This window comes from Acinetobacter sp. SH20PTE14 (genome assembly GCF_021391555.1).
GTDB classification, from domain to species: domain Bacteria; phylum Pseudomonadota; class Gammaproteobacteria; order Pseudomonadales; family Moraxellaceae; genus Acinetobacter; species Acinetobacter amyesii.
Genome location: NZ_CP090067.1, coordinates 2,208,001 through 2,234,297 on the forward strand (window position 1 = coordinate 2,208,001; position 26,297 = coordinate 2,234,297).

The following is a 26,297-nucleotide window of genomic DNA, read 5'->3' on the forward strand; positions in this document are numbered from 1 at the left end:
CGCTAATTTTTAAGGATCCAAGCCGATAAATGTTTCGAATTACGTCATTGTAAAATCACTGGCGAATAATTAATTTGAAATCAATCCCCCTCTTTTTTTTGCATTACCTAAGTTCACGCTAATAGTGCGGTTTTAAACTTTTGGTAACATGACAAGCATGCCAGACCATCTGATTGATTGCGTGAAGTCACCTTTTGATTGCTGTTTTTTGAATGGTATTGAGAAGCTATGATTCTGTGTTTTTAATGTTTAGTCCTAAAAAAGGACTGAATGATTCAATCCTTTTTACCTAGCCTTTTATGCATCTAGCTTTTTTACACCTAGATTAGCAAATAAAGTTAGTCCATATGCTCAATGATGGCTTGTCCAAACTCCGAACAACGCAAGAGTTTTGCACCTTGCATGAGTCGTTCAAAATCATAGGTCACTGTTTTGGCTTCAATCGCCCCCGCAATACCTTTAATAATTAGATCTGCCGCTTCAGTCCAGCCCATATTTCGCAGCATCATTTCTGCAGACAGAATAATAGACCCAGGGTTTACTTTGTCTTGACCCGCATATTTAGGCGCAGTGCCATGTGTCGCTTCATATACTTGCACAGCGCCACCAATATTGGCACCCGGTGCAATACCAATACCGCCAACTTCGGCCGCCAAAGCATCTGAAATATAATCACCGTTTAAATTTAGAGTAGCAATGACTGAATAATCGGTCGGACGCATGAGAATTTGTTGTAAAAAAGCGTCTGCAATCGCATCTTTAATCACGATCTCTTTGCCAGTTTTCGGATTTTTTATTTTGACCCAAGGACCTCCATCTAGCAATTCACCACCAAAGCGCTCAAGTGCGACTTCATAACCCCACTCTTTAAACGCACCTTCGGTATATTTCATGATATTGCCTTTATGCACCAAGGTGACATTCGGCTTATCATTATCAATGGCGAATTGAATAGCTTTCCGAACCAAACGCTGAGAACCTTCTTTAGATACAGGCTTAATACCGATACCGCAATTTTCCTCAAAACGAATCTTAGTAACACCCATTTCCTCTTTAAGAAATTTGATCATTTTCTTGGCTTCAGGCGAATCTGCTTTCCATTCAATCCCTGCGTAGATATCTTCTGAATTCTCTCTGAAGATCACCATGTCTGTACGTTCAGGATGCTGAACGGGTGAAGGAACGCCCTTAAACCAACGTACAGGACGCACACAGACGTAGAGGTCTAATTCTTGACGTAATGCAACATTAAGCGAACGAATACCGCCACCGACAGGCGTCGTTAACGGCCCTTTAATTGAAACCACAAATTCGCGTAAAGCCTCAAAGGTTTCTTCGGGCATATAGGTGCCATAAATTTTATTGGCTTTTTCACCACAATAGACTTCCATCCATTCTATGGCACGTTTTCCACCATAAGCTTTTTGTACTGCGGCATTTACCACGGTTTTCATCACTGGAGTGATATCAACACCAATACCATCGCCTTCAATAAATGGAATAATTGGATTATTGGGAACATTGAATGATAAGTCTGAATTTACTGTAATTTTTGTCCCATCCACTGGAACGACGATCTTCTGATAACCCATTTTTATGATCCTCCCTGAGAAGCGAGTGAAAAATAATTGCTGTTTGATAAGACTTTTAATTGCGCTTCACGCATAATACTCTAAAGCAAATCTACCTTTTTTGAGATTTAGATGGGAAATAGCTGCATTTCCCTATTGAATAAATCTTAACCAATTTGAATTATTGTATTTAATAGAAGTTATTTCCTATGAAAATCGTCATCTTAAACAAGCCATATGACGTGCTCTCCCAATTCCGTAAAGACGAAGCGCATATGACCATATCTGACTTCGTGGACGATCCTAGTCTACGTATTGCAGGTCGTTTAGATATGGACTCCGAAGGTTTGGTATTTTTAACCGATCATGGTGGTTTAAATCAGTACATCACCAATCCTGAAAATAAAAAGTTCAAAACCTACTTAGTGCAAGTCGATGGCGACATCACAGAAGAAGCGCTTGAACAATTACGTAAAGGCGTTGAGCTAAAAGATGGTATGACTTTGCCAGCCAAAGCCATTAAAGTGCAACAGCCAGAATGGTTATGGGATCGTGATCCTCCTGTACGTTTCCGTGCAAACATTCCAACCTCTTGGGTTGAAATCCAAATTTGCGAAGGCCGTAACCGTCAAGTTCGTCGTATGACTTCAGCAGTAGGTTTCCCGACTTTACGTTTAATTCGTACACGTATTGGTGCCATCGATTTAGTTCAATTGGGTTTAGAACCAGGTGAAACCAAAGAAATTGAGCCTTTACTGTACCCTGACTTTCAAAATGTACCTGCAGAAGAACCTTACCGTTCGCGCTCTTATGTGAAAAAACCAGGCGGTACAGGTGGTAAGCCAATGGTTCGTAAGAATAAAGATGGCTCAGTGAAAAAGTCAGGTACAAAACGTATCTGGCAAATGGATGAGAGCGAAAAACCCAAACGCCGTACCAATGGCACAACTCGTCCGAATACTAAAGCCCCTCGTGGCCGCGGTCGTAACGGACGTTGATAAAAAGCTTCAAAAATGGCCTACAATCTACGTAGGCCTTTACATTTTTTTATAAACCTAACAATTATTTAAGATTATTTTCATATTTCGACACTATAATAAGTTATAACAATATAAACGTTGATTATTTGAACTTCAAAAATGAGCAGCACATCTACACACAATAGAAGCAAAGTATTAATTATTCATGACAACCGAATTGGACATTTAAATCCTGCTCTCGCTGTGAGTGAAATGATTGAGAAGCGCTTTTATCTACAATCTGAGCAGTTTGCAATTCCTACTTTACCTAAGCGTACAGTGAGCGTTTTTAAGAAACTGTCTAATTTCCCGAATTTGTTTCGCACGCTTGGGCGTTTATACTTTAAATTCTTACCAAGAAATTTAGAGCATACCGACGTTATCGTCTGTTCAGGTATGCCTAATTTAATTTATGCCGCTTATTTATCTCAACGTTTCAATATCCCACTTATTTATGCAGGCGGTACACGTAAATTTAATTGGCGACTTATTGATTGGACGATTACGACGATTCCAGAAGATCATTCTGGTAGACAAATCATTATTCCTACAGGTGCTGTACCTTCTAAAATTACTCGCTTAGCGCATATTCCGTCGAATCATGAAGCATGCCTGTTAATTGGTGGACCGACAAAAGAGTACCCTTTTACCCATCAAGACTTTGAAGAGATGATTCAGCAATTTGTTCAATTCGCAGATCACCATCAAATTCAGGCGTCAGTCGTATGTTCTCGTAGAACACCTGCGTTATCAGAACATGTGATTCAAATGTTAAAAGATAAAAATATTGAGCTTGTGAATACTTGTTCTAAAACTTCTATTTGCGATGTGTTAAAGCGAAGTGAATATATTTTTGTTACTGAAGATAGTGCAACGATGTTATCCGAATCAATCCAAACCGGTCGCATTGTTATTTCAGTTTGTCGTGAATATTCTGAAAAAGATGAAATTATTCAAAATTATTTAGATCTCGAATTAATACAACGTAAAACTATTGGGCAGATTACTGAAGCTGCATATATCAAGCCAAAATTAAATGCTCAACATATTGAACAAATCGTGACTCAACAACTTGCAGAAGATTTGAGGGCAAAATCTCAAGAACTGAGTTTTTATAAATGTCATGCAAAAAAAGCTGTTATCTATTAATTAAAAATTTTATTCGATAGAAATTAAAGCTCAAATTTTTAAAGTAATTTAATACGTTCAGTACATGAATGTTTTAATGACTATGGGCAAGAATAAATGCCGACAAGATACTAATCAATTAGAATTTCAACAATAAAACCCATACGAGTGTATGGGTTTTATCTAACAAGTTAATTAGATTTGCATTAAGCCTTCAACCACTTCTCAGCTTTAGCCTGATCTTCAACTTTAAGTTCAACTTCCGTCAATTCTGAACCTGCCGCTTCTACTTCAAAGCTCATCAACTCATCACGGCGGAATGCCAGTACGGTATAAGTTCCATCTTGCTTGGCATATTTTTCTGCCAATTTAACGGTTGCTTTTAGACCATCAATTGCAATAATCACATCATTTGCAGACAAGCCAGTTTTTGCCGCCGCACCGTCACGGCGAGCAGACTGAACCAACACACCTTCAGGCTTATCAGCCAGTTTTAAACCAAATGGCAATGATTTGTCATTTTTGAGTGTATAGCTTAGGCCAAACTCAGGGAACAACTGATCTAACGGCAATTCATCTGTAGTATTAATCAAGTGATTGATTTGTTCTAACCAATCATCACCCGTTAATTCATTACATAAATTGAAAATAGTCCGTTCATTCACTTGAATGCCATTTTGCGCATTTGCATATAATTTACGCATTAGGGCATCAAGACTTGAACCACGTAGACGTAAGCCAAGATCTAAACATAGCGCCACGAGGCAGCCTTTGTTGTAGTAACTTGTACCTGCATTATTTGAGTTTTCATCCTGACGGTAGAATTTCACCCATGCATCAAAGCTTGACTCAGCAACGGTTTGAATTTCACGACCTGGATTTTGTAAATAGCGATCAATTTGTGCTTTTAAAAGCTTGATATAAGAATCCTGATTGATCACACCGCTACGCAGTAAAATCAAATCATCATAATACGATGTAAAACCTTCAAAAATCCAAAGCAAAGAAGTGTAGCCTTCTTTGTTCAAATCATAATTCACAAAGTTTTCTGGACGGATAAATTTTACCAACCATGAGTGGAAATATTCATGGCTGCATAACCCTAAGAAACGTTGATAATCTGCCGAAGGCTCTACAGGTTCATTGGCTTTTGGTAAATCATCACGTGGGCTAATTAAACTTGTACTATTTGGATGCTCTAAACCACCATAGCTATTAGCCGTTGCCATGGTCATAAAGGTATAGTCCTTAAAGGGCGCCGAACCAAACATTGAAATTTCAGTTGAACAAATTTTTTCAATGTCTTGCCGCATACGCTGCGCGTTCATGGCATGTTTGCCCGACACCACAAATTCATGTGGAATGCCGTTGGCTTCAAAACTGAAACGGGTTTGTTCCGCCAATTCAAACGGTGCATCAATTAACTGAGCATAGTTATCAGCATACAAGGTATAACGACCTTTCACTAAACTTTTTGACTTTAATCCAGTCGCAAGTTGGAAATGCTTTAACTCTGGTGGCAAGAATACTTCAACCTCAATAGCTGTATCTTCTTGGTCAACTAAACCTAAACATGCACAAGCTGGATTGACATATAAACGGCTTTGATCGACATAAGCACCACGGACCGACAAGTCAAAGGCATAAACATCATATTCAACGGTGATCAACTCATGATCAGTATTAAATAAACGCCATTTATTTTTTTCAAATTTCTCTATTTGTAACAAACGCCCATCTTCATCATAAGCTCGAACAGCTTCGATATGCTTCGAAAATTCTCGGATTAAGTAACTTCCGGGAATCCAAGTTGGTAAAGAAAGCACCTGTGTTGGATTTGCCAAGAAACGTGCAGTGACATGGACTAGATGCTGACGATAATCGTCAAATTCGATTTGATAATGCAACATAATGGGCGATATAAAATTAGTAAAAGATAACTTATCAATTAGATTAACATTTTTTACAACTGAATGCGGAACTGTCGTAATTGTCTACAATTATGACTAGTCAGCAGAAAAAAAAAGGCATAGCATGCCTAAAAATTTTTTCGTTTTACCACCAACGGAATGGTTGGTTAAGGAACCTCATTGAAACACGTGATCTACCTCATCGCGCTGCTTAGTTTTCTATGCTCCACGATAGCAAATGCTGCCCTTTTAAATATTGTCCCTGAAACCGTTGAAGCTGAAGCTTGGACCATTTTAGACCCTCAGTCGGGTCAGGTGATTGCAGAACATAATAGCCATGTTCAGCGTGCCCCTGCTTCACTTACCAAAATGATGGTGGCTTATATTGCTCTAAAGGAAATTAAAGCAGGTCATTTAAAGAAAAATGAAATCCTAACCGCAACCCCAGTTGTACAAGTGGTTCAATGGGATGAATCACAAATGTATCTCAAAGCAGGCGAACAAATTTCAGTTGATCAGCTTTTAGCAGGTCTTGTGGTCATGTCTGCCAATGATGCCGCTGTGACTTTAGCTGAACGCATTTCTGGTGATATTCCAAAATTTATTGAACGCATGAACAAAGAAGCTAAAGCTTTGGGCATGAATGATACCAATTTTCAAAATCCAGCCGGTATTACCATGCCAGAACATTATTCATCGGCGGCTGACCTTGCACGTTTAGGGCAAGCACTGGTGACTGAAACACCTGACTATTTGAATTATTCTAAACAACAAAGTTTTAGTTATAATCACCGTTTCCACCATGCAACTAATATTTTACTCAAACAAGATCCCACCGTTGATGGCTTAAAAACAGGTTTTACTAAAGCTGCAGGTTATAATTTAGCTTTAACAGCTAACCGTTTGATCGCGAATCCCGACGCGCCAGAACGTCGTTTGATTGTTGTGGTATTAGGGGCAAAAAGTGGATTAAAACGTGCTGAAGTGGCTCACAACCTCATGAACTTGGCTTATACCTATACACGTAATGAAGTTGCAATCAAAGATAAGCAATTAATTGCTGAATTACCTGTGGTTAAATCAACCTTGAAAATGTTTAAGGTGGAAACTCAACAACCTAAACTGATTACAACTTCACTTTATGATCAAGCTTATGCCATCGATTTAAAAGCTTTTGACCCTACACAGCAACGTATTCTTTTAAATACTGGCAATGGTCAAATTCAAGCCATTGAACCACTTCATGAAACACAGACTAAACTGAGTGTTGAAGTAAATGAAAAAGAACTCACTGCGCCATTGGCTGAAGTGATGAAATTAGCCACCGTTACGGTTTATCAAAATAATCAGCTGATCAATACCTTTGATATCGAAGATGACGTGCAAATTGAAGAAGCCAATATTTTTGAGCGTTTCATGATGTGGATTAAAGGTCTTTTTAGCATCTTTAATACTGATTCAGCAGAAGTTAAAACCTACCCTTTAGGTCAATGATGTGATTATGTAACTTGTAAGACAATTCGTTATTCGTGAAAAAAAGAAGATGGCATACTCGTGCCATCTTCTTTTTTTCAACAATAATAAAATAGGGAATTCAATGAATAACGCTGATGACTCCAAGTTACACCATATTGTCATTGTCGGTGGTGGTGCCGGTGGTTTAGAACTGGTCACTCAACTCGGTGATTTACTCGGGAAAAAAAAGAAAGCACGCATTACCCTCGTAGATATGAAACTCACGCATGTCTGGAAACCCCTTTTACATGAAATTGCCGCAGGGACTATGTCGGTTAGTGAAGAAGAAATTAACTACTATGCACATGCTGCGAAGCATCATTATGAGTTTGTCTTGGCTAAGTTTGAAGATGTCAATCCTGCTGAAAAAACTATTCAGCTTAGCAAAGTCCAACAAGGTAAATATGAATCTACTCAAGAACAACTGCAACTGAGTTATGATACCCTTGTTCTTGCTTTAGGCTCAGTTTCCAACGATTTTAATACACCGGGCGTGTATGAACATTGTCACTATTTGGACAGCCTGCAACAAGCTGAAATCTTCCAACAAGATCTCTTACAGTTGTATTTGGATGCGCAAAATAGCAATACAGCACGTGAGTTGAAAATTGCCATTATTGGCGCAGGTGCAACGGGGGTTGAACTTTCAGCAGAATTGGTTGAAGCCAAAAATAATTTTTATAAATATGGTTTAAATAAAATTCATCCTCAAAGCGTACAGATCAATTTGATTGAAGGTGCTGATCGGATTCTGCCTGCACTCCCTGAAAAAATGGCCGAGCATGCTCAGCAGCAATTAAAACGCATGAAAATTGAAGTCTTAACCTCTAAACGTGTGGAAAAAGTCGATGCTGAACATGTTTATTTTAATGATGGCAGTAAAATTAAAGCTGAACTGAAGGTTTGGGCAGCAGGCATTAAAACACCAGAAGTAATTTCGAAGCTTGAAGGCTTTGAAAAAGACCGCATGGGGCGTTTGAGTGTATATGCAACACTACAAACTAAGGCACACCCAGATATTTTCGCGTTTGGTGATTGTGCACATTGCCAACCGCGTGCAGATGAGCCTGTCCTCGGCCCACGCGCTCAAGTTGCTAGCCAACAAGCGTCATTTCTCGTGGATTGCTTAAAGGCGCGTATCCGTGGTCAGCAACTCCCGATGTTCGTATTTTCAGACAAAGGTTCCTTAGTCTCATTAAGCAAGCATAAAGCGGTTGGTGAACTTTTAGGTCAGGTCAATGTTCAAGGCTTTGTTGCCAAATCAATGTACGTTTCACTTTATCGAATGCATCAAGCCACAATTTACGGCTACGCACATGCAGGACTATTAACGGCTAAAGATTTTGTTACACGAAAAATTGCGCCTAAAATTAAATTGCATTGAAATTTACAGATTTGCCCCGATTAATGAAAAAAGCATCATAAGCATTTAAAAATTGCATTTTTTTGATAAATTTAGTCTACAAAAGTGCAATTTCACTTTATGATGTAACCCTTAAAAAATTGAATGGATCAATAACATGACTGCTATTGCAAATAACTCTGTGGTTTCTTTCCACTACACATTGACTAATGCAGAGGGTGAAACTCTCGACCAATCTCAAGGTGAGCCACTAGCATATTTGCACGGCGCTGGTAACATCATTCCAGGTCTTGAAAAAGCTCTTTTAGGCAAAACAGTTGGTGAAAAATTCACTGTAACTGTACCTGCTGCTGAAGGTTATGGCGAATACAATCCTGATCTCGTTCAAGAAGTTCCTGCTCAAATGTTCCAAGGCGTGGATAACATCCAACCAGGTATGCAATTCCAAGCTCAAACTGATGACGGCGTTCAAATCGTGACAGTTAAAGCGGTTGAAGGCGACAACGTTGTTGTTGATGCGAACTTTCCACTTGCTGGTCAAGATTTAACTTTCGAAGTTGAAATCGTTGAAATCCGTGAGGCTTCTGCTGAAGAACTTGAACACGGTCACGTACACGGTGCAGGCGGTCATCACCACTAAGATCTTCCAATCTCTAGTGCAAGAAGGCAAAGTTTTTACTTTGCCTTTTTTATTGCGCCTGATATAGGTATGCCATATAAGAACTTTTCAAACTATTAAATACAAAAAAGCAGGCCACGGCCTGCTTTTTTAAAACGGATAATTAATTCTTATGAATTAACGACGTTGGTTATAAATCCGCTGCGCTGCAGGTAGATTTTTACGCATCGCTTCAATACGTTGTGAGTTTGATGGATGCGTTGATAAGAATGATGAACCTCCCGCACCTTCAAGCTTATTCATTTTTTCCCAAAGCGTAATCGCCGCTTGTGGGTTATAACCTGCACGTGCCATTAACATTAAGCCACCTTGGTCTGCACGGCTTTCCAAAGAACGTGAATAAGGCAGACCTATACCAATTTGACTACCCAACTGCGCGGCCGCAGTACCCAATTGACCGACATTATTACCTGCCGCACTTAAACCAATATTCAATGCAAGATCAGTTAAGGCTTGCGCTCCCAATTTACTTTTTGCATGCTCTTCAAGAGCATGGACCATTTCATGTCCCATAACTGCTGCAATTTCTGCATCGGTTAAATTCAGTTTATTGACGATACCTGTATAAAATACAACTTTACCGCCTGGAGCGACAAAGGCATTGACTTGATCAGATTTCATGACCGCCAATTGCCATTGGAACGCTTGACCCGTTTGGTTCATTTGGTCTGCATAAGGACGCAGTTTTTGGAATACAGTATTAATGCGCTTATATGTACTCGAAGAGGTATCGAGCTGATTTTTAGAACGCGCATCTGTCACCATTTTGTTATAACTTTGTGTTGCTTGCGCGTTCAATGTAGCAGTATCCGCTCCTGCCATATCTGCCACTGTCGCACAGCCTGAAATCGTCATTACACCGGCCATACACAGGCTCGTTAGAATAATTTTTTTCATTAAGGATACTCCAGACCATTAAAATATAAGTGAATTTATGGATATTATATTCTTATGGTTCGGAGCTTAAAACGAAGTTATAGCGACTTATAATAGTAATTATGTAATTTTTTTAAGCTGAAAATTGAAGAACCAACCAATAGATTAAACAAACCACATTCAAGCCTAAATACACATGCATTAATGGCTTGATTTTTTCTTCTAACTGCACATTTTTTCGCTTAAAAAATAGGACAGCATTTTGTATCAAAACTATAGGTACAAGAATACATGCAATAATCACCGACAAACCAATTAGAGCTTGATAAATCAATTGAGGGTCTTGAGTTTGGGCACGAATAATCATCATGGCAATGGTAGGTGCTCCCCCCATCGCAAATAATAAAGAATAAAAAATGGTGGTCGAAATATTCTTTTGCATCCTGCACTTCTCTTCCTAATTCAAATTGCATTTTAGCAACTCAACACAATGTGTATAGCGTACTAAAATGCAACTTTAGTCTTGAAAACAGCCGAAATTAACGACGCACACTCGAAGGTGTCGCATTTTTATAATATTGCTGTGCTTCTGGCATCATTTTTTGCATAGCAGCAATACGGTCATTATTGCTTGGGTGTGTAGACATAAATTTGCTCAGTGCATCATTGCCACTGTTGTCATTTGCATTCATTTTTTTCCACAACGAGATCGCTGCTTCTGGGTTGTATCCAGCTTTTGCCATCATCACTAGGCCACCTTTATCCGCGCGGCTTTCCAAATTACGTGAATACGGTAAGCCCACACCGAACTGACTACCCAAATCAAGCAAGGTTGCACCATAGCCGCCTGCAGCATTGCCTACATATTGTGAACCGATACTCACCGCAAGATTGGTCAGTGCTGAAGCGCCAATTTTATTTTTTGCATGTTCTTCTAAGGCATGCACCATTTCGTGGCCCATGATTGCTGCGACTTCATCATCCGTCAGTTTGAGGGTTTCGACGATTCCTGTATAGAAAACAACTTTCCCGCCGGGTGCAACATAGGCATTGATTTCTTTAGACTTGATCACGGCAACTTTCCAATCAAAAGCCTGACCCGTTTGATTCATCTGATCTGCAAATGGTTTCATTTTCCAGAAAACACGGTTTACTTTTTGATAAGTCGCAGACTTGGTATCGAGCACTTGTTTGGTCTGAGCGTCTTTCAGCATTGCGTTATAAGACTGTGTTGCCTGTAAGTTCAAAGATGCAGAATCAGCACCTGCAAGATCAGCAATCGTGGTACAACCTGATAAAGAAGCTGCTACGGCAAAGCATGCCAAAGATTTTTTATAATTCATCATGATCTCTAGTTATTTATAAAGAGTGTCAAATATATACAAAAAATTGACTGACTCAATATTTTTATGCTTATTTTTTCAAAATCTTTATTTTTCCATTATTTAAATTTAATATCTGATGTTACTCCGTAAAAATAATTTCACATTTTTTTAAATACTTTTAAGTATATTCGACGGAGTCTTACATCTAGAGCTTAAATAAAGGGATTAGCCTTCGGCTGGAGGTACACACATGAAACAATGTTTCTCATTAGGCAAAATGAGAAGCGTGCTTCGCAAGGAAACCATCTTGCGGTGCAATGCACCTCACCGACAAAACTCGTTCACTAGTGTCAAATTATTCACAGTATTGCAATAACATTTTTAATTAAAAGTTGTCCTGTCTCAAACACTTGCGGATGACCTTACCGCGTATCATTCTTTTATTTGAATCAAATGGCACTTCGGATGTTACTGCGTTTATCAGTTAATAATACCTGTCATTTTTTGAATTTTTATTCTTCGCCCTATAAAAAAAGCCCCGCTATCGCGAGGCTTTTGACATCTTAATTCAACAGCACATTATGCGTCGAATGGATGACGTAATACGATTGTTTCATCACGGTCTGGACCAGTTGAAATGATGTCGATTGGACATTCAATCAATTGCTCTAAACGTTTCACGTAGTTAATTGCATTTTGTGGCAATTGATCTAGTGATTTCGCACCAAAAGTAGACTCAGACCAACCTGGCATAGTTTCGTAGATTGGTTTTAAAGTTTCAAATGCAAGCGCATCAGAAGAACCTACACAACCAGAATCAGCTGCTTCGTAACCTACACAGATTTTCACTTCTTCTAAACCATCTAGAACGTCTAGTTTAGTTAAGCAAATACCAGAAAGTGAGTTTACTTCTACTGAACGACGTAGAATTTCAGCATCGAACCAACCACAACGACGTTGACGGCCAGTAGACGCACCAAATTCAGAACCTACAGTACCCAAGTGTTTACCGATTGCATCACCAACATCGTTAGCAGCATCATAAACAAGTTCAGTTGGGAACGGACCAGCACCTACACGAGTTGTGTACGCTTTAGTGATACCCAATACATAGTCAAGGTGCAATGGACCAAGACCTGAACCAGAGCTTACGCCACCAGCAGTTGTGTTTGAAGAAGTAACATACGGGTATGTACCGTGATCAACGTCAAGAAGTGAACCTTGCGCGCCTTCAAACATGATTTTCTTACCCGCTTTACGGTAAGCATGAAGTTCGCCAGTCACGTCCATCACCATAGGTTCGATGACTTTACGCCATTCGTCACATAGAGCGATTACATCTTCAACTTTAACGGCTTCAACACCGAAGAATTGAGTCAATTGGAAGTTATGGTATTCAAGAAGCTCTTCTAGTTGAGCTTTAAGATGAGCACCACCACGAACCAAGTCAGCAACACGGATTGCACGACGAGCCACTTTGTCTTCGTATGCAGGACCGATACCACGACCTGTTGTACCAATTTTCGCATTGCCACGTTTTTTCTCACGTGCTTGGTCAAGGGCGATATGGTGTGGAAGGATCAATGGGCAGTTTGGAGAAATACGTAGACGTTCACGTACAGGCACGCCTTCTTTTTCTAAAACTTCCATTTCGTGGATTAAAGCTTCAGGTGATAGAACAACACCATTACCAATTAAGCACAATACGTTGTCACGTAAAATACCAGATGGAATGAGGTGTAAAACAGTTTTCTTACCACCAACCACAAGTGTATGACCTGCGTTGTGTCCGCCTTGATAGCGAACTACCGCAGCCGCTTGATCTGTGAGCAGGTCGACGATCTTACCTTTACCTTCGTCGCCCCATTGGGTACCAAGTACCACAACATTCTTGCCCATAATAGCCTCATTGCATCATGCTGTTAAAATTGGAAAAAACGTGTGTGCCCGCAGGCACATCCGAGATTAAATTTGTTTGATTGTCCACTCGCCATTTGCATTCACCAACTGGTGCGTTGCATACGGTGCTGAGCTTAAATCATCATTACCTAACAATTGAACAACACTGAATCCTTCGGTACGTGCTGCCTCAATTGCCTTTAATAAATCTGCTTCGATGCCTTTTGGTGCAACCAAAACTTGGCTTTTCTGAACTTGACCTGCAGTTAATGCATATAGATCACAAGAGAAACCTGTCGCTGGACGCGCGCGACCGAAGTGTTCACCAATACCGTCATAGCGACCGCCTTGAGCCAATGGCGCAGCACGGTTTGGTGCATATACGGCATACATTAAACCAGTGTGATAATGGTATGAACGAAGTTCTACAACATCGATACCAATATGTAGTTCTGGCCAACGCACCTGAATTGCGGCTTGTGTCGATTTCACTGCATCAAATGCAAGTTTAAATGCTTCGTTATTTAAAACTTCAGCACTTAAATTTGCTTGTAACGCATCTAAATCACTTGCAAAACGACCTAATGTATAGAAGTCATCACCATTCGGAATGCTTTGTGTGAATTCAGCAAGTTCAGGTAGTGCTTTACGTTGATACAAGTCAGATAACTGACGTTCAACTGCTTTGCTCAAGCCAGCTTGTTTCACCATGCTGCGGAATAAACCGACATGCCCTAAATCAAGATGGATACCATCTGCATGACCTGCTTTAGCAAGCAAGTTGATCATGACATCAATCAGTTCAACGTCAGCATCAATGCTGTCTGAACCAAATAATTCTGCACCTAACTGTAAAGGTGCACGTGTGGTATTAAAACCCTGTGGCTTAGTATGTAGTACTGTACCAGCGTAGCAATAACGAGCTACACCTTCGACAGGATGTACATGCGCATCAATACGAGCCACTTGTGGTGTCATATCGGCACGCACACCAAGCAAACGACCTGAAAGTTGATCGATCACTTTAAAAGTGGCTAAGTCTAAATCTTGATTCGATTCTGAAAGAGAAGATAGAGATTCGATGTATTCAATGAATGGCGTGTACACCAACTGATAACCTCGAGATGCGAGGAAATCTAATGCTTCACGACGCAAAGATTCAATCACTTGCGCCTGTTCTGGCAGTACATCAGCTACACCATCAGGTAATAACCATGTCTCTGAAATGGGCATGTTGTAAACCTAAATTCTTGTCAGCGCGGAACAAATCCGCATAAAAAAATCGGGAGCACACCCGATTTCTCCTAGTTTAGCACGATAGTTTTACGCTTGCACACGACTTTTTCATAAAAGATGCTTCAGCATTCATTACTTCATAAACAGCTTTAATTTTTACAACTAAATCCATGTTTATGCTTAGATTTTAAAATCCTGTAAACGTTATTTTTTTAACCATTTGATAAAAAATAATAAGCATCCTACTTTCTATAGATGAAGTTTTAAACAAAGTTATAAATATGATCAGGCTCAATAACTTAATTTAAGACACGAACATCAATCCAATGGAAGCGCTGTAGTTTGTTTAACGGCCTGTAACGGTATCTCTGTTTTTACATTTTGCACACTGGCGATCTGCGTTAAATGATGAATCTGAAACTTACGATAAGCTTCTAAATCTGCCACGACGATACGTAAGAAAAAGTCACAATCCCCTGCCATGAGTTGACATTCAACCACCTCAGGCATCGTTTGAATCGCTGCGACAAAATCATTCACGGTTTTTGCATCTTGACCTTTTAGCCAAATCCGCGCAAATACCGTTAAACTTAAATTCAATTTTGACTGATTCAGTAAAGCCACATATTTCTCAATATAGCCTTCATCTTCTAGTTGCTTAACCCGTCTCAAACACGGCGAAGGTGATAAACCAACTAGTTGGGCCAATTCATTATTTTGTAGTTTTCCATTTTGCTGTAATGCTTGCAAAATGCGTTTATCTATCTGATCCATCAATAAAGGCACTAAATTTCACAATAATCTTTATTTTAGCAATTTCATTGCACAATAAAAGCAACCTTTCCTAAAATAGCTGCCAAATGCTGCTCAGATATTCATAAAATATTGCTTTCGATCTCGCTTCATGGAAAACGTCATGTTGATGTTTAGACAAAGTACACTCAATCACACCCATTCACAGCATTCTATTGAGTTTAAACGAGGTCTAAAAACATCTATTCCAATGCTGCTGGGCATTATTCCTTTTGCATTAGTTTTGGGTGCTCAGGCAACACATAAAGGCTTTTCTAGTTTAGAAGTTCCGTTTTTGACTGGTCTTAACTTTGCTGGTGGTTCTGAATTTGCCATTTTAGAAGTTTGGACCAATCCCCCTAATATTCTCATGCTGATGTTTATTACGTTTTTAGTGAATAGTCGGCACCTATTAATGGGGGCGAGCCTTGTCCCGTATTTAAGACATCTACCGAATCGTAAGGTTTATACCGCTTTATTTTTTATGTGCGATGAAAGTTGGGCCGTAGGTTTGGCCGATGCGCAAAAAAAATCCAATGTTTTGGGAATTCAGCGTGCCTTTAGTTTAATGTTCTATGCAGGCTTATGCTGTGCTCTATATTTGATGTGGGTTGGCTTTACCACGCTAGGGGCAATGATCGGACCGATACTTGGCGATATTAGTCGACTTGGTTTTGATATGGCCTTCCCTGCAGTATTTCTTGTTTTACTGCGTGGCATGTGGAAAGGCTTTAAAGCGGCGCGTCCATGGCTGGTCAGTTTGATTGCCGCATCTCTGGCTTATTTGTATCTCCCTGCGGGCTGGTATGTTCCGATTGGCGCAGTTACGGGTATTGCTTCTGCATTTTTCCTAATTGGAGATGATGCATGATTCACACCAGCACCCTGATCGCCATCTTATTTATTGCTTTAACCACCTACCTGACCCGTATCTTGGGTTATGTGTTACTGAAAAACCGTAGCCTCACCAACAAACAACGTCAAATTATGGAAGTTGTTCCCGGCTGTGTATTGATCTCAGTGATTGCGCCCTATTTTGTCAAAGATCATCCTGCTGATTTAATCGCGATGGCCATTACGCTATTTGCAGCATCACGTTTTTCGTTATTGCCTACCGTTGTGATTAGCATGCTTTCAGCAGCAGTATTAAGACAAATTTTGATTTAACTAAGTAATACGCGATCATGTTTTGAATAACGAAAGAACTACGATTTAAACCCAATGATGGTGAATATTAGGAATCATCTTATTGGATAAAAAATACCCATACTTTGAGATCACATGCTTCATGCAGATATTGAGGTGTGGGCAGTCTTTTGTATTTTTTTGATTAGCTTTGGTCTGTCTTGACCACTTTTGCCAAAAGGTTCACCAACTCTGCATTTTGCAATTCAACTTGCTGTAATTTGTGAGTGGTTTGATCTAATACTTCTTGCTGGATATGCATTTTCTTTGCAAGATCTTGCATAATTTCCAAGGTCTTTTTCAGGTTGGCTTCTAAGTGCACCACTTTTTCTTCAAGTGGCAAGGTTTCATGCGCGGTAGATTGCGATACGTCACGATTAAACTGTAGCCAAATTAAAAATATAATCGCCAGCGCCAATAATAAAATAAATCCCCAAAGTAACATCAACATCATGCTCAATACTCTTTATATATTTCTTTGACTTTCATCTTAAACAATAAATTGGCTGTGCTTGAATATTTTTTAAAGTTTTTCAATATTTTCGAGCCATATGTAGGTCATTAAGCATGATTTTTCATCTAATTTTAGAAAATAAAAAACACCTACAGGCTAGTAGATGTTTTTACATTGGATATGTTTGAATTTTTATAGAGAATGAAAACTTTCACATAAATCGAGCAAGCGGTTCGCATAACCCCATTCATTGTCATACCATGCGAAAACTTTTGCTTGTTTTCCTACCACCATGGTTTGATTCAAATCGACAATCAATGAATAAGGTGAATGATTAAAATCACTTGAGACCAAAGGTTCATCGGTTACTGACATAATTTCATGATAATCAAAACGTGCAGCTTTGCTTAACACTGCATTTAACTCATGCTTGGTGATAAGCGATTGGGACACAAAACTTAAATCGATTGCAGCGACATTGATCGTCGGTACACGAATCGAATAGCCATCGATTCGATCTTCCATTTTCGGCATGACCCGTTTCAATGCCCCTAGAGCTGAAGACGTCGTTGGAATAATATTTTGACCCGAAGCTCGGGCACGACGTAAGTCACGATGTGCATGATCCAATACAGATTGATCCGCAGTCACAGCATGAATTTCTGTCATAAGTGCGGTGTCTATACCAAAGGCATCATCAATAATTTTGACTAAAGGTACCAAAGCCTGCGTGGTACAAGACACACTCGAAATAATTTGATCCGTCGCTTTGACTTCATGATGATTAACACCATAGACAATCGCAGCATCAACACTATCAAACGGCGCCGCACCAATTATCACACGTTTGGCACCTGCACCAATATGTTGTGTGGCTGCCTCTCGCGATCTAAATAAACCTGTGCATTCGAGTACCACATCGACATTCAGTTGCTGCCAAGGCAAAAGACTCGGCTGTGCTTCATTTAAAACTTGCACTTTGAGATGCGCTTGAGCACAAGAGATATCTAGAAAAATAACGCCATCTTGTTCAAGAATTTCGACTTGGCCTGCAAAACGACCATGCGTGGTGTCATATTTAAACAAATGCACCATGGTTTCCACATCAGCGACATCATTTATGGCAACAATTTCATAATGAAATTCTTTTGGATTTTCAAACCAAGCGCGTAATACATTGCGTCCGATTCGACCAAATCCATTAATTGCCACTCGCTGCATGACCAATCCTTCGTTTTGAAACAAAAATAAAGCATCTATATGTTAATGGATTTCAACATGAAAACGTTATCATTTATTCGTTTAATGCTTATTGGGCTTTATTTTTATAAAACTTTAGCACCTGTATAGATCCAAATATTAGCTTCACTAGAAATGTACAGCACTAAGATCAAGTCCAAACACTATGATTAAATTGGGTATAAACATGCAATTTTCCCAATGAACTGAAAAATATAAAAGCAAAGCACCTTCACGTAGACTATTTATCAACATGTTGAATTTGAATTTTTAAAGCTTTTCAAGACATATAAATAACTGATGTTATGCACGAAAAAGTAATTAAGCATTTTTAAAATGCTTTTTAAGTTTATTCGACGGAGTCTTACATTTTTGAATTGATAAAGGGATTAGCCTTCGGCTGGAGGTACTGTTACGAAACATTGTTTCTCATTCGGCAAAATGAGAAGCGCGCTTTGCAAGGAAACCAACTTGCCGTGCAATGCACCTCACCGACAAAACTCTTTCACTAGCGTCAAATTATTGAAAATATCGCAAAAACATTTTTGATTAAAAGTAGCCCTATCTCAAACACTTGCGGATGACGTTACCGCGTATCGTTCTTTTATTTGAATCAAATTGCGCTTCTGATGTTACTGCGCAACATCAGTAAATAAAATGCAGCAACAGTGCGCTCACAAGATTAATCAATGAATACTTTCAGCGTTCCAAAGGTTTAAAAATCTAAAAATATAGGTGCTAAATTTAAAACATATAAAAAGTCATAGAGATAGCCGAAAATCATTGGTCACTACACCTTTTTCCGTTATAATTTAGCGTTTTTAAATTTTATGTCAGCATCTCAAGCCAGCTTTAAAATTTTGTAAGACTTGCTTGATAGGCTATTACCAAATCGAAATTAGGAGAGACTTGGTTGTGAGTACTCGTTTTATGACATCAGCTGAAATTCGCGAAGCTTTTTTAAGCTACTTTGAATCGCAAGGGCATACACGTGTCGCGTCGAGTTCTCTGGTACCTGCCAACGACCCAACACTATTATTCACAAATGCTGGTATGAACCAGTTTAAAGACTGCTTCCTCGGTCTTGAAAAACGTGACTACGTTCGTGCAACTTCTTCACAAAAATGTGTCCGTGCCGGCGGTAAACACAACGACTTAGACAACGTTGGTTATACAGCACGTCACCACACGTTCTTTGAAATGTTGGGTAACTTCTCATTTGGTGACTACTTCAAACGTGATGCCATCACATTTGCTTGGGATTTCTTAACCAATGAAAAATGGTTAGGTCTGCCAAAAGATAAACTTTATGCCACTGTTTACCATACAGATGACGAAGCATTTGATATCTGGAACAAAGAAATTGGTCTAGACGCTTCACGAATTATCCGTATAGGTGACAACAAAGGCGAAAAATACGCTTCAGATAACTTTTGGGCAATGGGCGATACAGGTCCTTGCGGTCCATGTTCTGAAATCTTCTTTGACCATGGTGACCACATTTGGGGTGGCCTACCAGGTACTCCGGAAGAAGATGGCGACCGTTTCATCGAAATCTGGAACAACGTATTCATGCAGTTTAACCGTACTGCTGATGGCGTACTACACCCTCTTCCAGCGCCTTCTGTAGATACAGGTATGGGCTTAGAGCGTATTTCTGCAGTTTTACAGCATGTAAACTCAAACTACGAAATCGACCTATTCCAAAACCTACTTAAAGCTGCTGCAGAAATCATTGGTTTAGATACCACTGAACTTGAAGCAAAAGCGCAAGCAGAAAACAAACCTGTTGAATACCCTGCTTCACTTAAAGTTGTGGCTGACCATGCACGTTCTTGCTGCTTCTTGATTGCTGATGGCGTTAACCCTTCTAACGAAGGCCGTGGCTATGTACTTCGCCGTATTATCCGCCGCGCAGTACGTCATGGTAACAAATTGGGCGCAACTGGCTCATTCTTCCATAAAATGTTACAGCCGCTGATCGACGTGATGGGCGCTGCTTATCCTGAGCTTGCTGCACAGCAAGCACGTATCGAAGCACAGCTTTTGAAAGAAGAAGAACAATTCGCAAAAACTTTAGAGCAAGGTTTGAAATTGCTTGAAGGCGAATTGGCTCAACTTAAAGGTTCAGTGATTCCAGGCGAAACTGTATTTAAACTTTACGATACTTACGGCTTCCCGACTGACTTAACAGCAGACATTGCACGTGAACGTGATTTAACCATTGACGAAGCTGGTTTCGAAGTCGAAATGGCGGCTCAACGTCAACGTGCGCGTGATGCTGGTAAATTTGCTGTCGACTACAACTCAATTGTCAAAGTTGAAGGCGAGACTCAATTTGACGGCTATGACGCAACTCAAGGCCAAGGTCAAATTGTTGCAATCTACAAAGACGGCGAACAAGTTGATGAAGTTTTTGAAGGTGACGAAGCACTAATCGTTCTAAACCAAACTCCTTTCTATGCAGAAAGTGGCGGTCAAGTTGGCGATACAGGTATCTTCAAAAACGAAACTGGTATTTTTGAAGTTCAAGACACCAAAAAATCAGGCGGCGCTTTTGTACACCAAGGCATCGTGACCATGGGTAACTTAAAAGCAGCTCAAGCAGTTGAGGCTATTGTTAAAGCGGAGATCCGTGAAGCAACTTCACGCAACCACTCTGCAACTCACCTATTACATGCAGCACTTCGCCAAGTTTTAGGTACGCACGTACAGCAAAAAGGTTCATTGGTTGCAAGCGAACTTTTACGTTTTGACTTTGCTAATGACCAACCTGTTTCATTTGAACAGCTTCAAGAAATTGAACGCATTGTCAATGCCGAAGTGATTGCCAATACTGCTGTTTCAACTGAACTTTTAGACATCGAGGCGGCCAAAGAAAAAGGCGCAATGATGTTGTTCGGTGAGAAATACGGTGACGAAGTACGTGTACTTTCAATGGGTACAACCAAAGATGAGAAAAACTTCTCTATCGAACTTTGTGGCGGTATTCATGTAAAACGCACCGGTGATATTGGTCTATTCAAAATCACTTCTGAAGGCGGTGTTGCTGCAGGCGTACGTCGTATTGAAGCCGTTACGGGTACTAAAGCTGTTGAAGCTGCGCAAAAAGCAGATCGTGACATTCATGCAATCAACGATTTGCTGAAAGCGCAAAAAGATCAAACTTTAGAAAAAGTTGAAGCTTTGTCTCACACAGCATCTAGCTTGCAAAAACAAATTGAACAATTGAACCAAAAACTCGCGAGCTTCCAAGCCGCTGAGTTATTGAGTCAAGTTCAAGAGATTGCTGGCCGCAAAACATTAATCACCACGGTTCAAGGTGTAGATGCGAAATCACTTCGCAACTTGCACGACGGTGTGAAATCTAAGTTAGACAATGCTGTGATCGTGATCGCAGCGGTTGATGCCGACAAAGTGAGCCTGATTGCTTCGGTTGCTAAAGAATACACTGCTGCTGTAAAAGCAGGTGACATCATCAAACACCTTGGTCAAGAACTTGGCGGTAAAGGTGGTGGTAAACCTGATATGGCTCAAGGTGGTGCGCCTTATAGCGACAAACTTGAAGCGGTAATGACTGACCTCGTTGCATGGTTAGCTGCAAAATAAGACCAAAAGTCCTATAGCTCAAAGTGACTCACCTCCTTTGAGCAAATCAACGGGTTTAAGCAGTGTGTTTTTTTAATGCTGGATCCTGCTTAAACATTGTTGATGCGTGAAAGCGCAAACTCAATCATCATGTTGAAACCAATATTCAACCTCTGGCTAAATGATGAAAATGGAGTCTAAAAGGCTGGGTTCATGTGAATCCCCTGCAGACACAAAGTATCTATTTGAACTCCTCCTACCTTGGAGTTCATAAGCTACGTGGTATATTAAAATCGCGCCGAAGTGCGGTCTTAAAATATGTGTAAGTGCTTTAAGTCTTTAGACTTATTTACTTGGTAAGGATAGTTATGGCATTAATCGTTCAAAAATATGGCGGTACCTCAATGGGTACTCCAGAGCGCATTTTAAATGTTGCTCGTCGTGTAAAGCGTTGGCATGATCACGGTCACAAAGTTGTGGTTGTTGTATCTGCAATGAGTGGCGAAACCAATCGTCTACTTGCTTTAGCGAAAGCCATTACCGAAACCCCTGATCCACGCGAATTAGACCAAATGGTGTCTACGGGTGAACAGGTAACGATTTCTATGTTAGCAATGGCACTTAACTCTATTGGTGTTGAAGCTAAATCACTTACAGGCCGTCAAGTCGGTATTAAAACCGACAGCGCATTTACCAAGGCGCGTATTGAAGCGATTGATACGGATGTATTGACTTCAAACCTTGACGCTGGACGTGTCATTGTAGTGGCAGGTTTCCAAGGCTTTGATGCCGAAGGTAACACTACGACTCTAGGTCGTGGTGGTTCTGACACTTCGGGTGTTGCATTGGCCGCCGCACTTAAAGCTGATGAATGTCAGATTTACACAGACGTTGATGGTGTTTACACCACTGACCCTCGTGTCGCTCCAAAAGCGAAAAAAGTTGATCGTATTTCTTTTGAAGAAATGCTTGAAATGGCATCACTTGGTTCTAAAGTCCTTCAAATTCGTTCTGTAGAATTTGCCGGTAAATACCAAGTGCCTTTACGCGTATTATCAAGTTTTGATAATGACGATGATGGCGCATTCGACGAAAACTTTAAACAAAACGTCGGGACACTAATCACCACTGAAGCGGAAGACAACATGGAACAACCAATCATCTCAGGTATCGCGTTCAACCGTGATGAAGCTAAATTAACTATTCTTGGTGTACCGGATAAACCAGGTATCGCTTCAAACATCCTTTCACCAATTGGTGATGCCAATGTTGAAGTGGATATGATTATCCAAAACGTTGAAGAAGACGGCACAACTGATTTCACATTTACAGTTAACCGTAGTGAATTATCAAAAGCGAAAGCCATTCTTGAAGCGACTGCACAAGAAATTGGTGCACGTGAAGTTGCAACTCGCGCAGACATCGTAAAAGTATCGATTGTTGGTGTTGGTATGCGCTCACACGCAGGTGTTGCAAGCAAAATGTTTACTGCTCTTGCAAAAGAAGGCATTAATATTTTGATGATTTCGACTTCTGAAATCAAAATTTCAGTGATTATTGATGAGAAATACTTAGAGCTTGCTGTACGTGCTCTACACACTGCATTCGGTCTAGACCGTGAAACAGGTGAATCAAGCGCACGTGCTTAATTAACCTTGCTGTGTGTCAAAATTTGTCATTGTTAGACAGATTTTGAAAAACATCGTAAAAATTCAGAGCCACTATAGTTTTTTTTATAGTGGCTCTGTTATATTAAACCTGAGGATTTTAAAATTTACTCAGTTTGCGACTGTCACAATGATTGTTTCAGATGCACTGCTAAATTTTTTGCTTTTACAAGTTATGAATTTTACATAACAGATCATTTGCAGGTTTTGCATTTTGCAAGGAGAGAAACATGCTGATTCTGACTCGTCGTGTCGGAGAAACATTAATGATTGGAGACCAAGTTAGCGTGACTGTACTTGGTGTTAAAGGTAATCAGGTTCGTATTGGCGTGAATGCTCCAAAAGAAGTATCTGTTCATCGTGAAGAAATTTACCAACGAATTCAACATGAACGCGCAATGCACGAACATCTCCAAAACATTGATCAAGAATATCAGCCATCTTTTGAAGAAACTGATTATTCCCAAAATAACTATAATCGCTAAGATTTAAGTTGTTTAAATGATAAAGCGGCTCATTAGGCCGCTTTAAATTTATCTAGAACATGCTTTTACTATAGACGTTCAACTAAGCTTTATTACTGCCCTTCTAGAACTTTACGTACGGGACCAAAACTGCGGCGATGTTCATCAATCACCCCATACTGCGCAATTGCTTCAAAGTGTGCTTTGGTTGGATAGCCCTTGTGTTTTGCAAAACCATACTGTGGATATTTTGCATCTAGCTCAACCATTTCGTGGTCTCGAGTCACTTTTGCCAAAATACTCGCAGCCGAAATCTCTGGATGAATCGCATCACCACCTACGACAGCATCACAGCTCATCGCTAAACCGGTTGGGACTTTATTACCATCGACCAACACGTGTTCTGGCTGCACACTGAGTTTTTCGACTGCACGACGCATTGCAAGTAATGATGCTTGCAAAATATTGATCTCATCAATTTCTTGTGCAGAACTTTCAGCAATCGCCCAAGCCAAGGCTTTTTCTTGAATCTCAATAAATAACTTTTCACGTTTTTTTTCAGTGAGTTTCTTAGAATCGTTTAAACCTTCAATCGGGTTATTTGGATCTAAAATGACAGCTGCCGCAACAACCGAACCCACCAATGGACCGCGACCCGCTTCATCTGCACCAGCAATTTTCATATATCTCTCACTCAAAATAAAATACGACCCTTAATTTGGATTTGCTAATACTCAGCAATACCAATGTCTGGGTCGTATAAATTGTTCTAAATCTCAGTTTTTAAATGTTTCGATCACGCAAACATTTAAAGTATTTGTCACAATTTTAGCCGCAAGATTTGCTTGTGAAGTTTTATCCATTGCTGCTACAACCAAATCCGTTGCAGTCACGCTAGTTGTCGCTTTCTCGCCTACACATGAACACACTTCAGTTTGTAGTTCAGATTTTTGAGTTTCTGTTAATAGTTTTGAACCTGTTTTCCAGTAGCTGTTGTTATTTAGCTCAGTCACGCATTTCGCTTGAACACCCACTTTAACAGCCATCATTGCCAAGCTGTTTGCTGAAGTTGTACCTGTAGATGTACTTGTACCTGTTGTACCAGTCGCAGCACATGCAGAAAGTACAAGCGCTAATGGCGCTAGAACAGCAACTATTTTTTTCACGAATATTTCCTTTGTTCTGTTAATTAACGCGCATATTGTGCCCCAAATCACACACCATCTGATATGACTATTTAAAATAAATTCGGTAGTTGTGTAGTTAATCATCAAAGCCTGTGTTGCATATTCACAACACAGTGTCCCGATTTTAAACGACGCATATTTTTGTGGTCTGTATTAGAATCTGCATAAGATTGGACGCTTAAATAATCAACATGAGCAATAACACACAATACTACACTCGAACAGCTCAGGTCTTACATTGGCTGATGGCGATCATATTCATCGTGGCATGGTTAATTGGCTTTTATAGTGGCAATTTTCTGAGTTATGACGTCGATGGCAGCTTTAAAGGGCAAGTCATTACCCTCCATAAAAATATTGCTACTACGATTATTTTTCTGGTGGTGATACGAATCTTTTGGCGCTATACCCACCCCGCTCCAGATTTACCTGACAACATGTCCTCCGGCATGAAAACCTTGGCACATTTGGGTCATTTAGCACTTTATTTTGTACTACTGGCTTTACCGATTACAGGTTGCTTATTTAGTTGGAGCGCAGGTCACCCGGCCCCTGTCCTGTATTTGTTTGAAATACCACGCTTGGTCCAAGATAATCCTGAATTATTAGCCATCGTGAAACCGCTACATATTTGGATTTCTTGGGCAGCAGGCTTGCTCTTAGTCGGTCATATTTTGGCAGCACTGAAACATCATTTTATTGATAAAGACCATGTGCTCAAAAGCATGACACGACAACCAAAACCCTAACAAAGACAAAATAAAAGCCACATTATGTGGCTTTTATTGTGAGCATCATCTTTTAATTCAGCACTTGCTGAGCACAGCCACGCATACTATTCAAAACCGCTTTAGAAATCAGTTTATTCTTTTCAGTTTCATTCACTGCAGCAGTCATCAGATCTTTTGCACCGATATCATCCATAGCATGCTCACTCACGCACTGACAAATCGCAGCTTGATTGTCTTTTTTCTGTTGAGCACTCATAAACAACGCAGCACCTTTCCAAATTTTAGAACTATTTAACTCTTGCGAGCATTGATATTCAATCACGGGCTTTAGCATACGCTGACTTAAACTTGATTTATCTGCAATAGCAGCCGATGAAATCAATACTACGGCTAAAAATGTAATCGATGAGGCAAATATAGAGCGATTTGAATGAGAGAAAAGCATGATTTAAACATAAAAAAGGCAGTG

The 26,297-nt window shown here is 39.9% G+C and carries 24 protein-coding genes; 11 read left to right on the forward strand and 13 right to left on the reverse strand.

Features of this window, described 5'->3' with window-relative positions; genetic code table 11:
- Positions 1-338: 338 nt before the first annotated feature.
- Entirely contained in the window at positions 339-1,592 is a 1,254-nt protein-coding gene (icd, locus tag LXF01_RS10975; RefSeq protein WP_180004095.1) for an NADP-dependent isocitrate dehydrogenase, read from the reverse strand.
- Between the two features lie 188 nt (positions 1,593-1,780).
- On the opposite strand from icd, the gene LXF01_RS10980 reads away from it, so the two are divergent.
- Together LXF01_RS10980 and LXF01_RS10985 are read left to right on the forward strand one after the other, a co-directional pair.
- A complete protein-coding gene (locus tag LXF01_RS10980) occupies positions 1,781-2,569 on the forward strand; it encodes an rRNA large subunit pseudouridine synthase E (protein ID WP_078194376.1) in 789 nt (262 codons plus the stop codon).
- A 141-nt stretch (positions 2,570-2,710) separates the two neighbouring features.
- Entirely contained in the window at positions 2,711-3,739 is a 1,029-nt protein-coding gene (locus LXF01_RS10985; RefSeq protein WP_078194377.1) for an ELM1/GtrOC1 family putative glycosyltransferase, read from the forward strand.
- Between the two features lie 185 nt (positions 3,740-3,924).
- On the opposite strand, the gene LXF01_RS10990 is transcribed toward LXF01_RS10985, so the two are convergent.
- Positions 3,925-5,628, reverse strand: a complete 1,704-nt coding sequence (locus LXF01_RS10990) for a M61 family metallopeptidase (protein ID WP_233944330.1) — start codon at positions 5,626-5,628, stop codon at positions 3,925-3,927.
- 180 nt (positions 5,629-5,808) lie between these two features.
- Here LXF01_RS10990 and LXF01_RS10995 point away from each other — a divergent pair, with 180 nt between their 5' ends.
- From LXF01_RS10995 to LXF01_RS11005, 3 genes are all read left to right on the forward strand, one after another.
- On the forward strand, positions 5,809-7,122 hold the full coding sequence (locus tag LXF01_RS10995) for a D-alanyl-D-alanine carboxypeptidase PBP6B (RefSeq protein ID WP_168379355.1): 1,314 nt from the start codon (positions 5,809-5,811) through the stop codon (positions 7,120-7,122).
- A 103-nt stretch (positions 7,123-7,225) separates the two neighbouring features.
- A complete protein-coding gene (locus LXF01_RS11000; RefSeq protein WP_233944331.1) occupies positions 7,226-8,527 on the forward strand; it encodes an NAD(P)/FAD-dependent oxidoreductase in 1,302 nt (433 codons plus the stop codon).
- A gap of 136 nt (positions 8,528-8,663) precedes the next feature.
- Positions 8,664-9,146, forward strand: a complete 483-nt coding sequence (locus LXF01_RS11005; RefSeq protein WP_078194383.1) for an FKBP-type peptidyl-prolyl cis-trans isomerase — start codon at positions 8,664-8,666, stop codon at positions 9,144-9,146.
- A gap of 156 nt (positions 9,147-9,302) precedes the next feature.
- Here LXF01_RS11005 and LXF01_RS11010 read toward each other — a convergent pair whose 3' ends face one another.
- From LXF01_RS11010 to LXF01_RS11035, 6 genes are all read right to left on the reverse strand, one after another.
- Positions 9,303-10,082: a M48 family metallopeptidase gene (locus tag LXF01_RS11010; RefSeq protein ID WP_233944332.1), complete on the reverse strand. Its 780-nt coding sequence runs from the start codon at positions 10,080-10,082 to the stop codon at positions 9,303-9,305.
- Positions 10,083-10,194: 112 nt separating this feature from the next.
- The gene (locus tag LXF01_RS11015; protein ID WP_078194385.1) at positions 10,195-10,503 is read right to left on the reverse strand and encodes a hypothetical protein; all 309 of its coding nucleotides are present in this window, start codon (positions 10,501-10,503) and stop codon (positions 10,195-10,197) included.
- A gap of 97 nt (positions 10,504-10,600) precedes the next feature.
- Positions 10,601-11,404 carry a M48 family metallopeptidase gene (locus LXF01_RS11020; RefSeq protein WP_078194387.1) on the reverse strand — a complete coding sequence of 268 codons (804 nt, stop codon included), beginning with the start codon at positions 11,402-11,404 and terminating at the stop codon, positions 10,601-10,603.
- Positions 11,405-11,965: 561 nt separating this feature from the next.
- Entirely contained in the window at positions 11,966-13,285 is a 1,320-nt protein-coding gene (locus LXF01_RS11025; RefSeq protein ID WP_078189071.1) for an adenylosuccinate synthase, read from the reverse strand.
- 66 nt (positions 13,286-13,351) lie between these two features.
- Positions 13,352-14,518: an ATP phosphoribosyltransferase regulatory subunit gene (locus LXF01_RS11030; protein WP_180115318.1), complete on the reverse strand. Its 1,167-nt coding sequence runs from the start codon at positions 14,516-14,518 to the stop codon at positions 13,352-13,354.
- 321 nt (positions 14,519-14,839) lie between these two features.
- On the reverse strand, positions 14,840-15,295 hold the full coding sequence (locus LXF01_RS11035; protein ID WP_078189073.1) for an Lrp/AsnC family transcriptional regulator: 456 nt from the start codon (positions 15,293-15,295) through the stop codon (positions 14,840-14,842).
- A 142-nt stretch (positions 15,296-15,437) separates the two neighbouring features.
- Between LXF01_RS11035 and LXF01_RS11040 the strand changes: the two genes are divergently transcribed.
- Positions 15,438-16,184: an AzlC family ABC transporter permease gene (locus LXF01_RS11040; protein WP_233944333.1), complete on the forward strand. Its 747-nt coding sequence runs from the start codon at positions 15,438-15,440 to the stop codon at positions 16,182-16,184.
- Positions 16,181-16,480 carry an AzlD family protein gene (locus tag LXF01_RS11045; RefSeq protein ID WP_111885892.1) on the forward strand — a complete coding sequence of 100 codons (300 nt, stop codon included), beginning with the start codon at positions 16,181-16,183 and terminating at the stop codon, positions 16,478-16,480. The genes LXF01_RS11040 and LXF01_RS11045 overlap by 4 nt, the downstream gene beginning before the upstream one ends.
- 163 nt (positions 16,481-16,643) lie before the next feature.
- Here the strand turns inward: LXF01_RS11045 and LXF01_RS11050 are convergent, their stop codons facing one another.
- On the reverse strand, positions 16,644-16,946 hold the full coding sequence (locus LXF01_RS11050) for a hypothetical protein (RefSeq protein WP_233945462.1): 303 nt from the start codon (positions 16,944-16,946) through the stop codon (positions 16,644-16,646).
- 198 nt (positions 16,947-17,144) lie between these two features.
- A complete protein-coding gene (locus LXF01_RS11055; RefSeq protein WP_233944334.1) occupies positions 17,145-18,173 on the reverse strand; it encodes a type I glyceraldehyde-3-phosphate dehydrogenase in 1,029 nt (342 codons plus the stop codon).
- A gap of 933 nt (positions 18,174-19,106) precedes the next feature.
- Here LXF01_RS11055 and alaS point away from each other — a divergent pair.
- The 3 genes from alaS (at position 19,107) to csrA (ending at position 23,931) form a co-directional block, all read left to right on the forward strand.
- On the forward strand, positions 19,107-21,800 hold the full coding sequence (gene alaS / locus LXF01_RS11060; RefSeq protein ID WP_233944335.1) for an alanine--tRNA ligase: 2,694 nt from the start codon (positions 19,107-19,109) through the stop codon (positions 21,798-21,800).
- A 347-nt stretch (positions 21,801-22,147) separates the two neighbouring features.
- Positions 22,148-23,428: an aspartate kinase gene (locus tag LXF01_RS11065; RefSeq protein ID WP_078194395.1), complete on the forward strand. Its 1,281-nt coding sequence runs from the start codon at positions 22,148-22,150 to the stop codon at positions 23,426-23,428.
- Between the two features lie 248 nt (positions 23,429-23,676).
- Positions 23,677-23,931: a carbon storage regulator CsrA gene (gene csrA / locus LXF01_RS11070; RefSeq protein ID WP_078189080.1), complete on the forward strand. Its 255-nt coding sequence runs from the start codon at positions 23,677-23,679 to the stop codon at positions 23,929-23,931.
- Between the two features lie 92 nt (positions 23,932-24,023).
- On the opposite strand, the gene rnhB is transcribed toward csrA, so the two are convergent.
- Positions 24,024-24,593, reverse strand: a complete 570-nt coding sequence (gene rnhB / locus LXF01_RS11075) for a ribonuclease HII (RefSeq protein WP_111885320.1) — start codon at positions 24,591-24,593, stop codon at positions 24,024-24,026.
- Positions 24,594-24,686: 93 nt separating this feature from the next.
- Positions 24,687-25,076 (reverse strand): hypothetical protein, encoded by a 390-nt coding sequence (locus LXF01_RS11080; protein ID WP_233944336.1) that lies wholly within the window; start codon positions 25,074-25,076, stop codon positions 24,687-24,689.
- Between the two features lie 212 nt (positions 25,077-25,288).
- Here LXF01_RS11080 and LXF01_RS11085 point away from each other — a divergent pair, with 212 nt between their 5' ends.
- Positions 25,289-25,846: a cytochrome b gene (locus tag LXF01_RS11085; protein WP_078189083.1), complete on the forward strand. Its 558-nt coding sequence runs from the start codon at positions 25,289-25,291 to the stop codon at positions 25,844-25,846.
- A gap of 52 nt (positions 25,847-25,898) precedes the next feature.
- Here the strand turns inward: LXF01_RS11085 and LXF01_RS11090 are convergent, their stop codons facing one another.
- Positions 25,899-26,273, reverse strand: a complete 375-nt coding sequence (locus LXF01_RS11090) for a hypothetical protein (protein ID WP_078194399.1) — start codon at positions 26,271-26,273, stop codon at positions 25,899-25,901.
- Positions 26,274-26,297 lie beyond the last annotated feature (24 nt).

What these genes read in the sequence shown, in the direction of transcription:
- LXF01_RS10990 (WP_233944330.1), bottom strand. Translation starts at nt 5,628, where the DNA reads ATGTTGCATTATCAAATCGAATTTGACGATTATCGTCAGCATCTAGTC.
- icd (WP_180004095.1), bottom strand. Translation starts at nt 1,592, where the DNA reads ATGGGTTATCAGAAGATCGTCGTTCCAGTGGATGGGACAAAAATTACA.
- LXF01_RS10980 (WP_078194376.1), top strand. Translation starts at nt 1,781, where the DNA reads ATGAAAATCGTCATCTTAAACAAGCCATATGACGTGCTCTCCCAATTC.
- LXF01_RS11000 (WP_233944331.1), top strand. Translation starts at nt 7,226, where the DNA reads ATGAATAACGCTGATGACTCCAAGTTACACCATATTGTCATTGTCGGT.
- LXF01_RS11085 (WP_078189083.1), top strand. Translation starts at nt 25,289, where the DNA reads ATGAGCAATAACACACAATACTACACTCGAACAGCTCAGGTCTTACAT.
- LXF01_RS11055 (WP_233944334.1), bottom strand. Translation starts at nt 18,173, where the DNA reads ATGCAGCGAGTGGCAATTAATGGATTTGGTCGAATCGGACGCAATGTA.
- LXF01_RS11020 (WP_078194387.1), bottom strand. Translation starts at nt 11,404, where the DNA reads ATGAATTATAAAAAATCTTTGGCATGCTTTGCCGTAGCAGCTTCTTTA.
- LXF01_RS11040 (WP_233944333.1), top strand. Translation starts at nt 15,438, where the DNA reads ATGTTGATGTTTAGACAAAGTACACTCAATCACACCCATTCACAGCAT.
- LXF01_RS11010 (WP_233944332.1), bottom strand. Translation starts at nt 10,082, where the DNA reads ATGAAAAAAATTATTCTAACGAGCCTGTGTATGGCCGGTGTAATGACG.
- LXF01_RS11025 (WP_078189071.1), bottom strand. Translation starts at nt 13,285, where the DNA reads ATGGGCAAGAATGTTGTGGTACTTGGTACCCAATGGGGCGACGAAGGT.
- LXF01_RS11015 (WP_078194385.1), bottom strand. Translation starts at nt 10,503, where the DNA reads ATGCAAAAGAATATTTCGACCACCATTTTTTATTCTTTATTATTTGCG.
- LXF01_RS10985 (WP_078194377.1), top strand. Translation starts at nt 2,711, where the DNA reads ATGAGCAGCACATCTACACACAATAGAAGCAAAGTATTAATTATTCAT.
- LXF01_RS11005 (WP_078194383.1), top strand. Translation starts at nt 8,664, where the DNA reads ATGACTGCTATTGCAAATAACTCTGTGGTTTCTTTCCACTACACATTG.
- LXF01_RS11045 (WP_111885892.1), top strand. Translation starts at nt 16,181, where the DNA reads ATGATTCACACCAGCACCCTGATCGCCATCTTATTTATTGCTTTAACC.
- LXF01_RS11065 (WP_078194395.1), top strand. Translation starts at nt 22,148, where the DNA reads ATGGCATTAATCGTTCAAAAATATGGCGGTACCTCAATGGGTACTCCA.
- LXF01_RS11030 (WP_180115318.1), bottom strand. Translation starts at nt 14,518, where the DNA reads ATGCCCATTTCAGAGACATGGTTATTACCTGATGGTGTAGCTGATGTA.
- csrA (WP_078189080.1), top strand. Translation starts at nt 23,677, where the DNA reads ATGCTGATTCTGACTCGTCGTGTCGGAGAAACATTAATGATTGGAGAC.
- rnhB (WP_111885320.1), bottom strand. Translation starts at nt 24,593, where the DNA reads ATGAAAATTGCTGGTGCAGATGAAGCGGGTCGCGGTCCATTGGTGGGT.
- LXF01_RS11090 (WP_078194399.1), bottom strand. Translation starts at nt 26,273, where the DNA reads ATGCTTTTCTCTCATTCAAATCGCTCTATATTTGCCTCATCGATTACA.
- LXF01_RS11035 (WP_078189073.1), bottom strand. Translation starts at nt 15,295, where the DNA reads ATGGATCAGATAGATAAACGCATTTTGCAAGCATTACAGCAAAATGGA.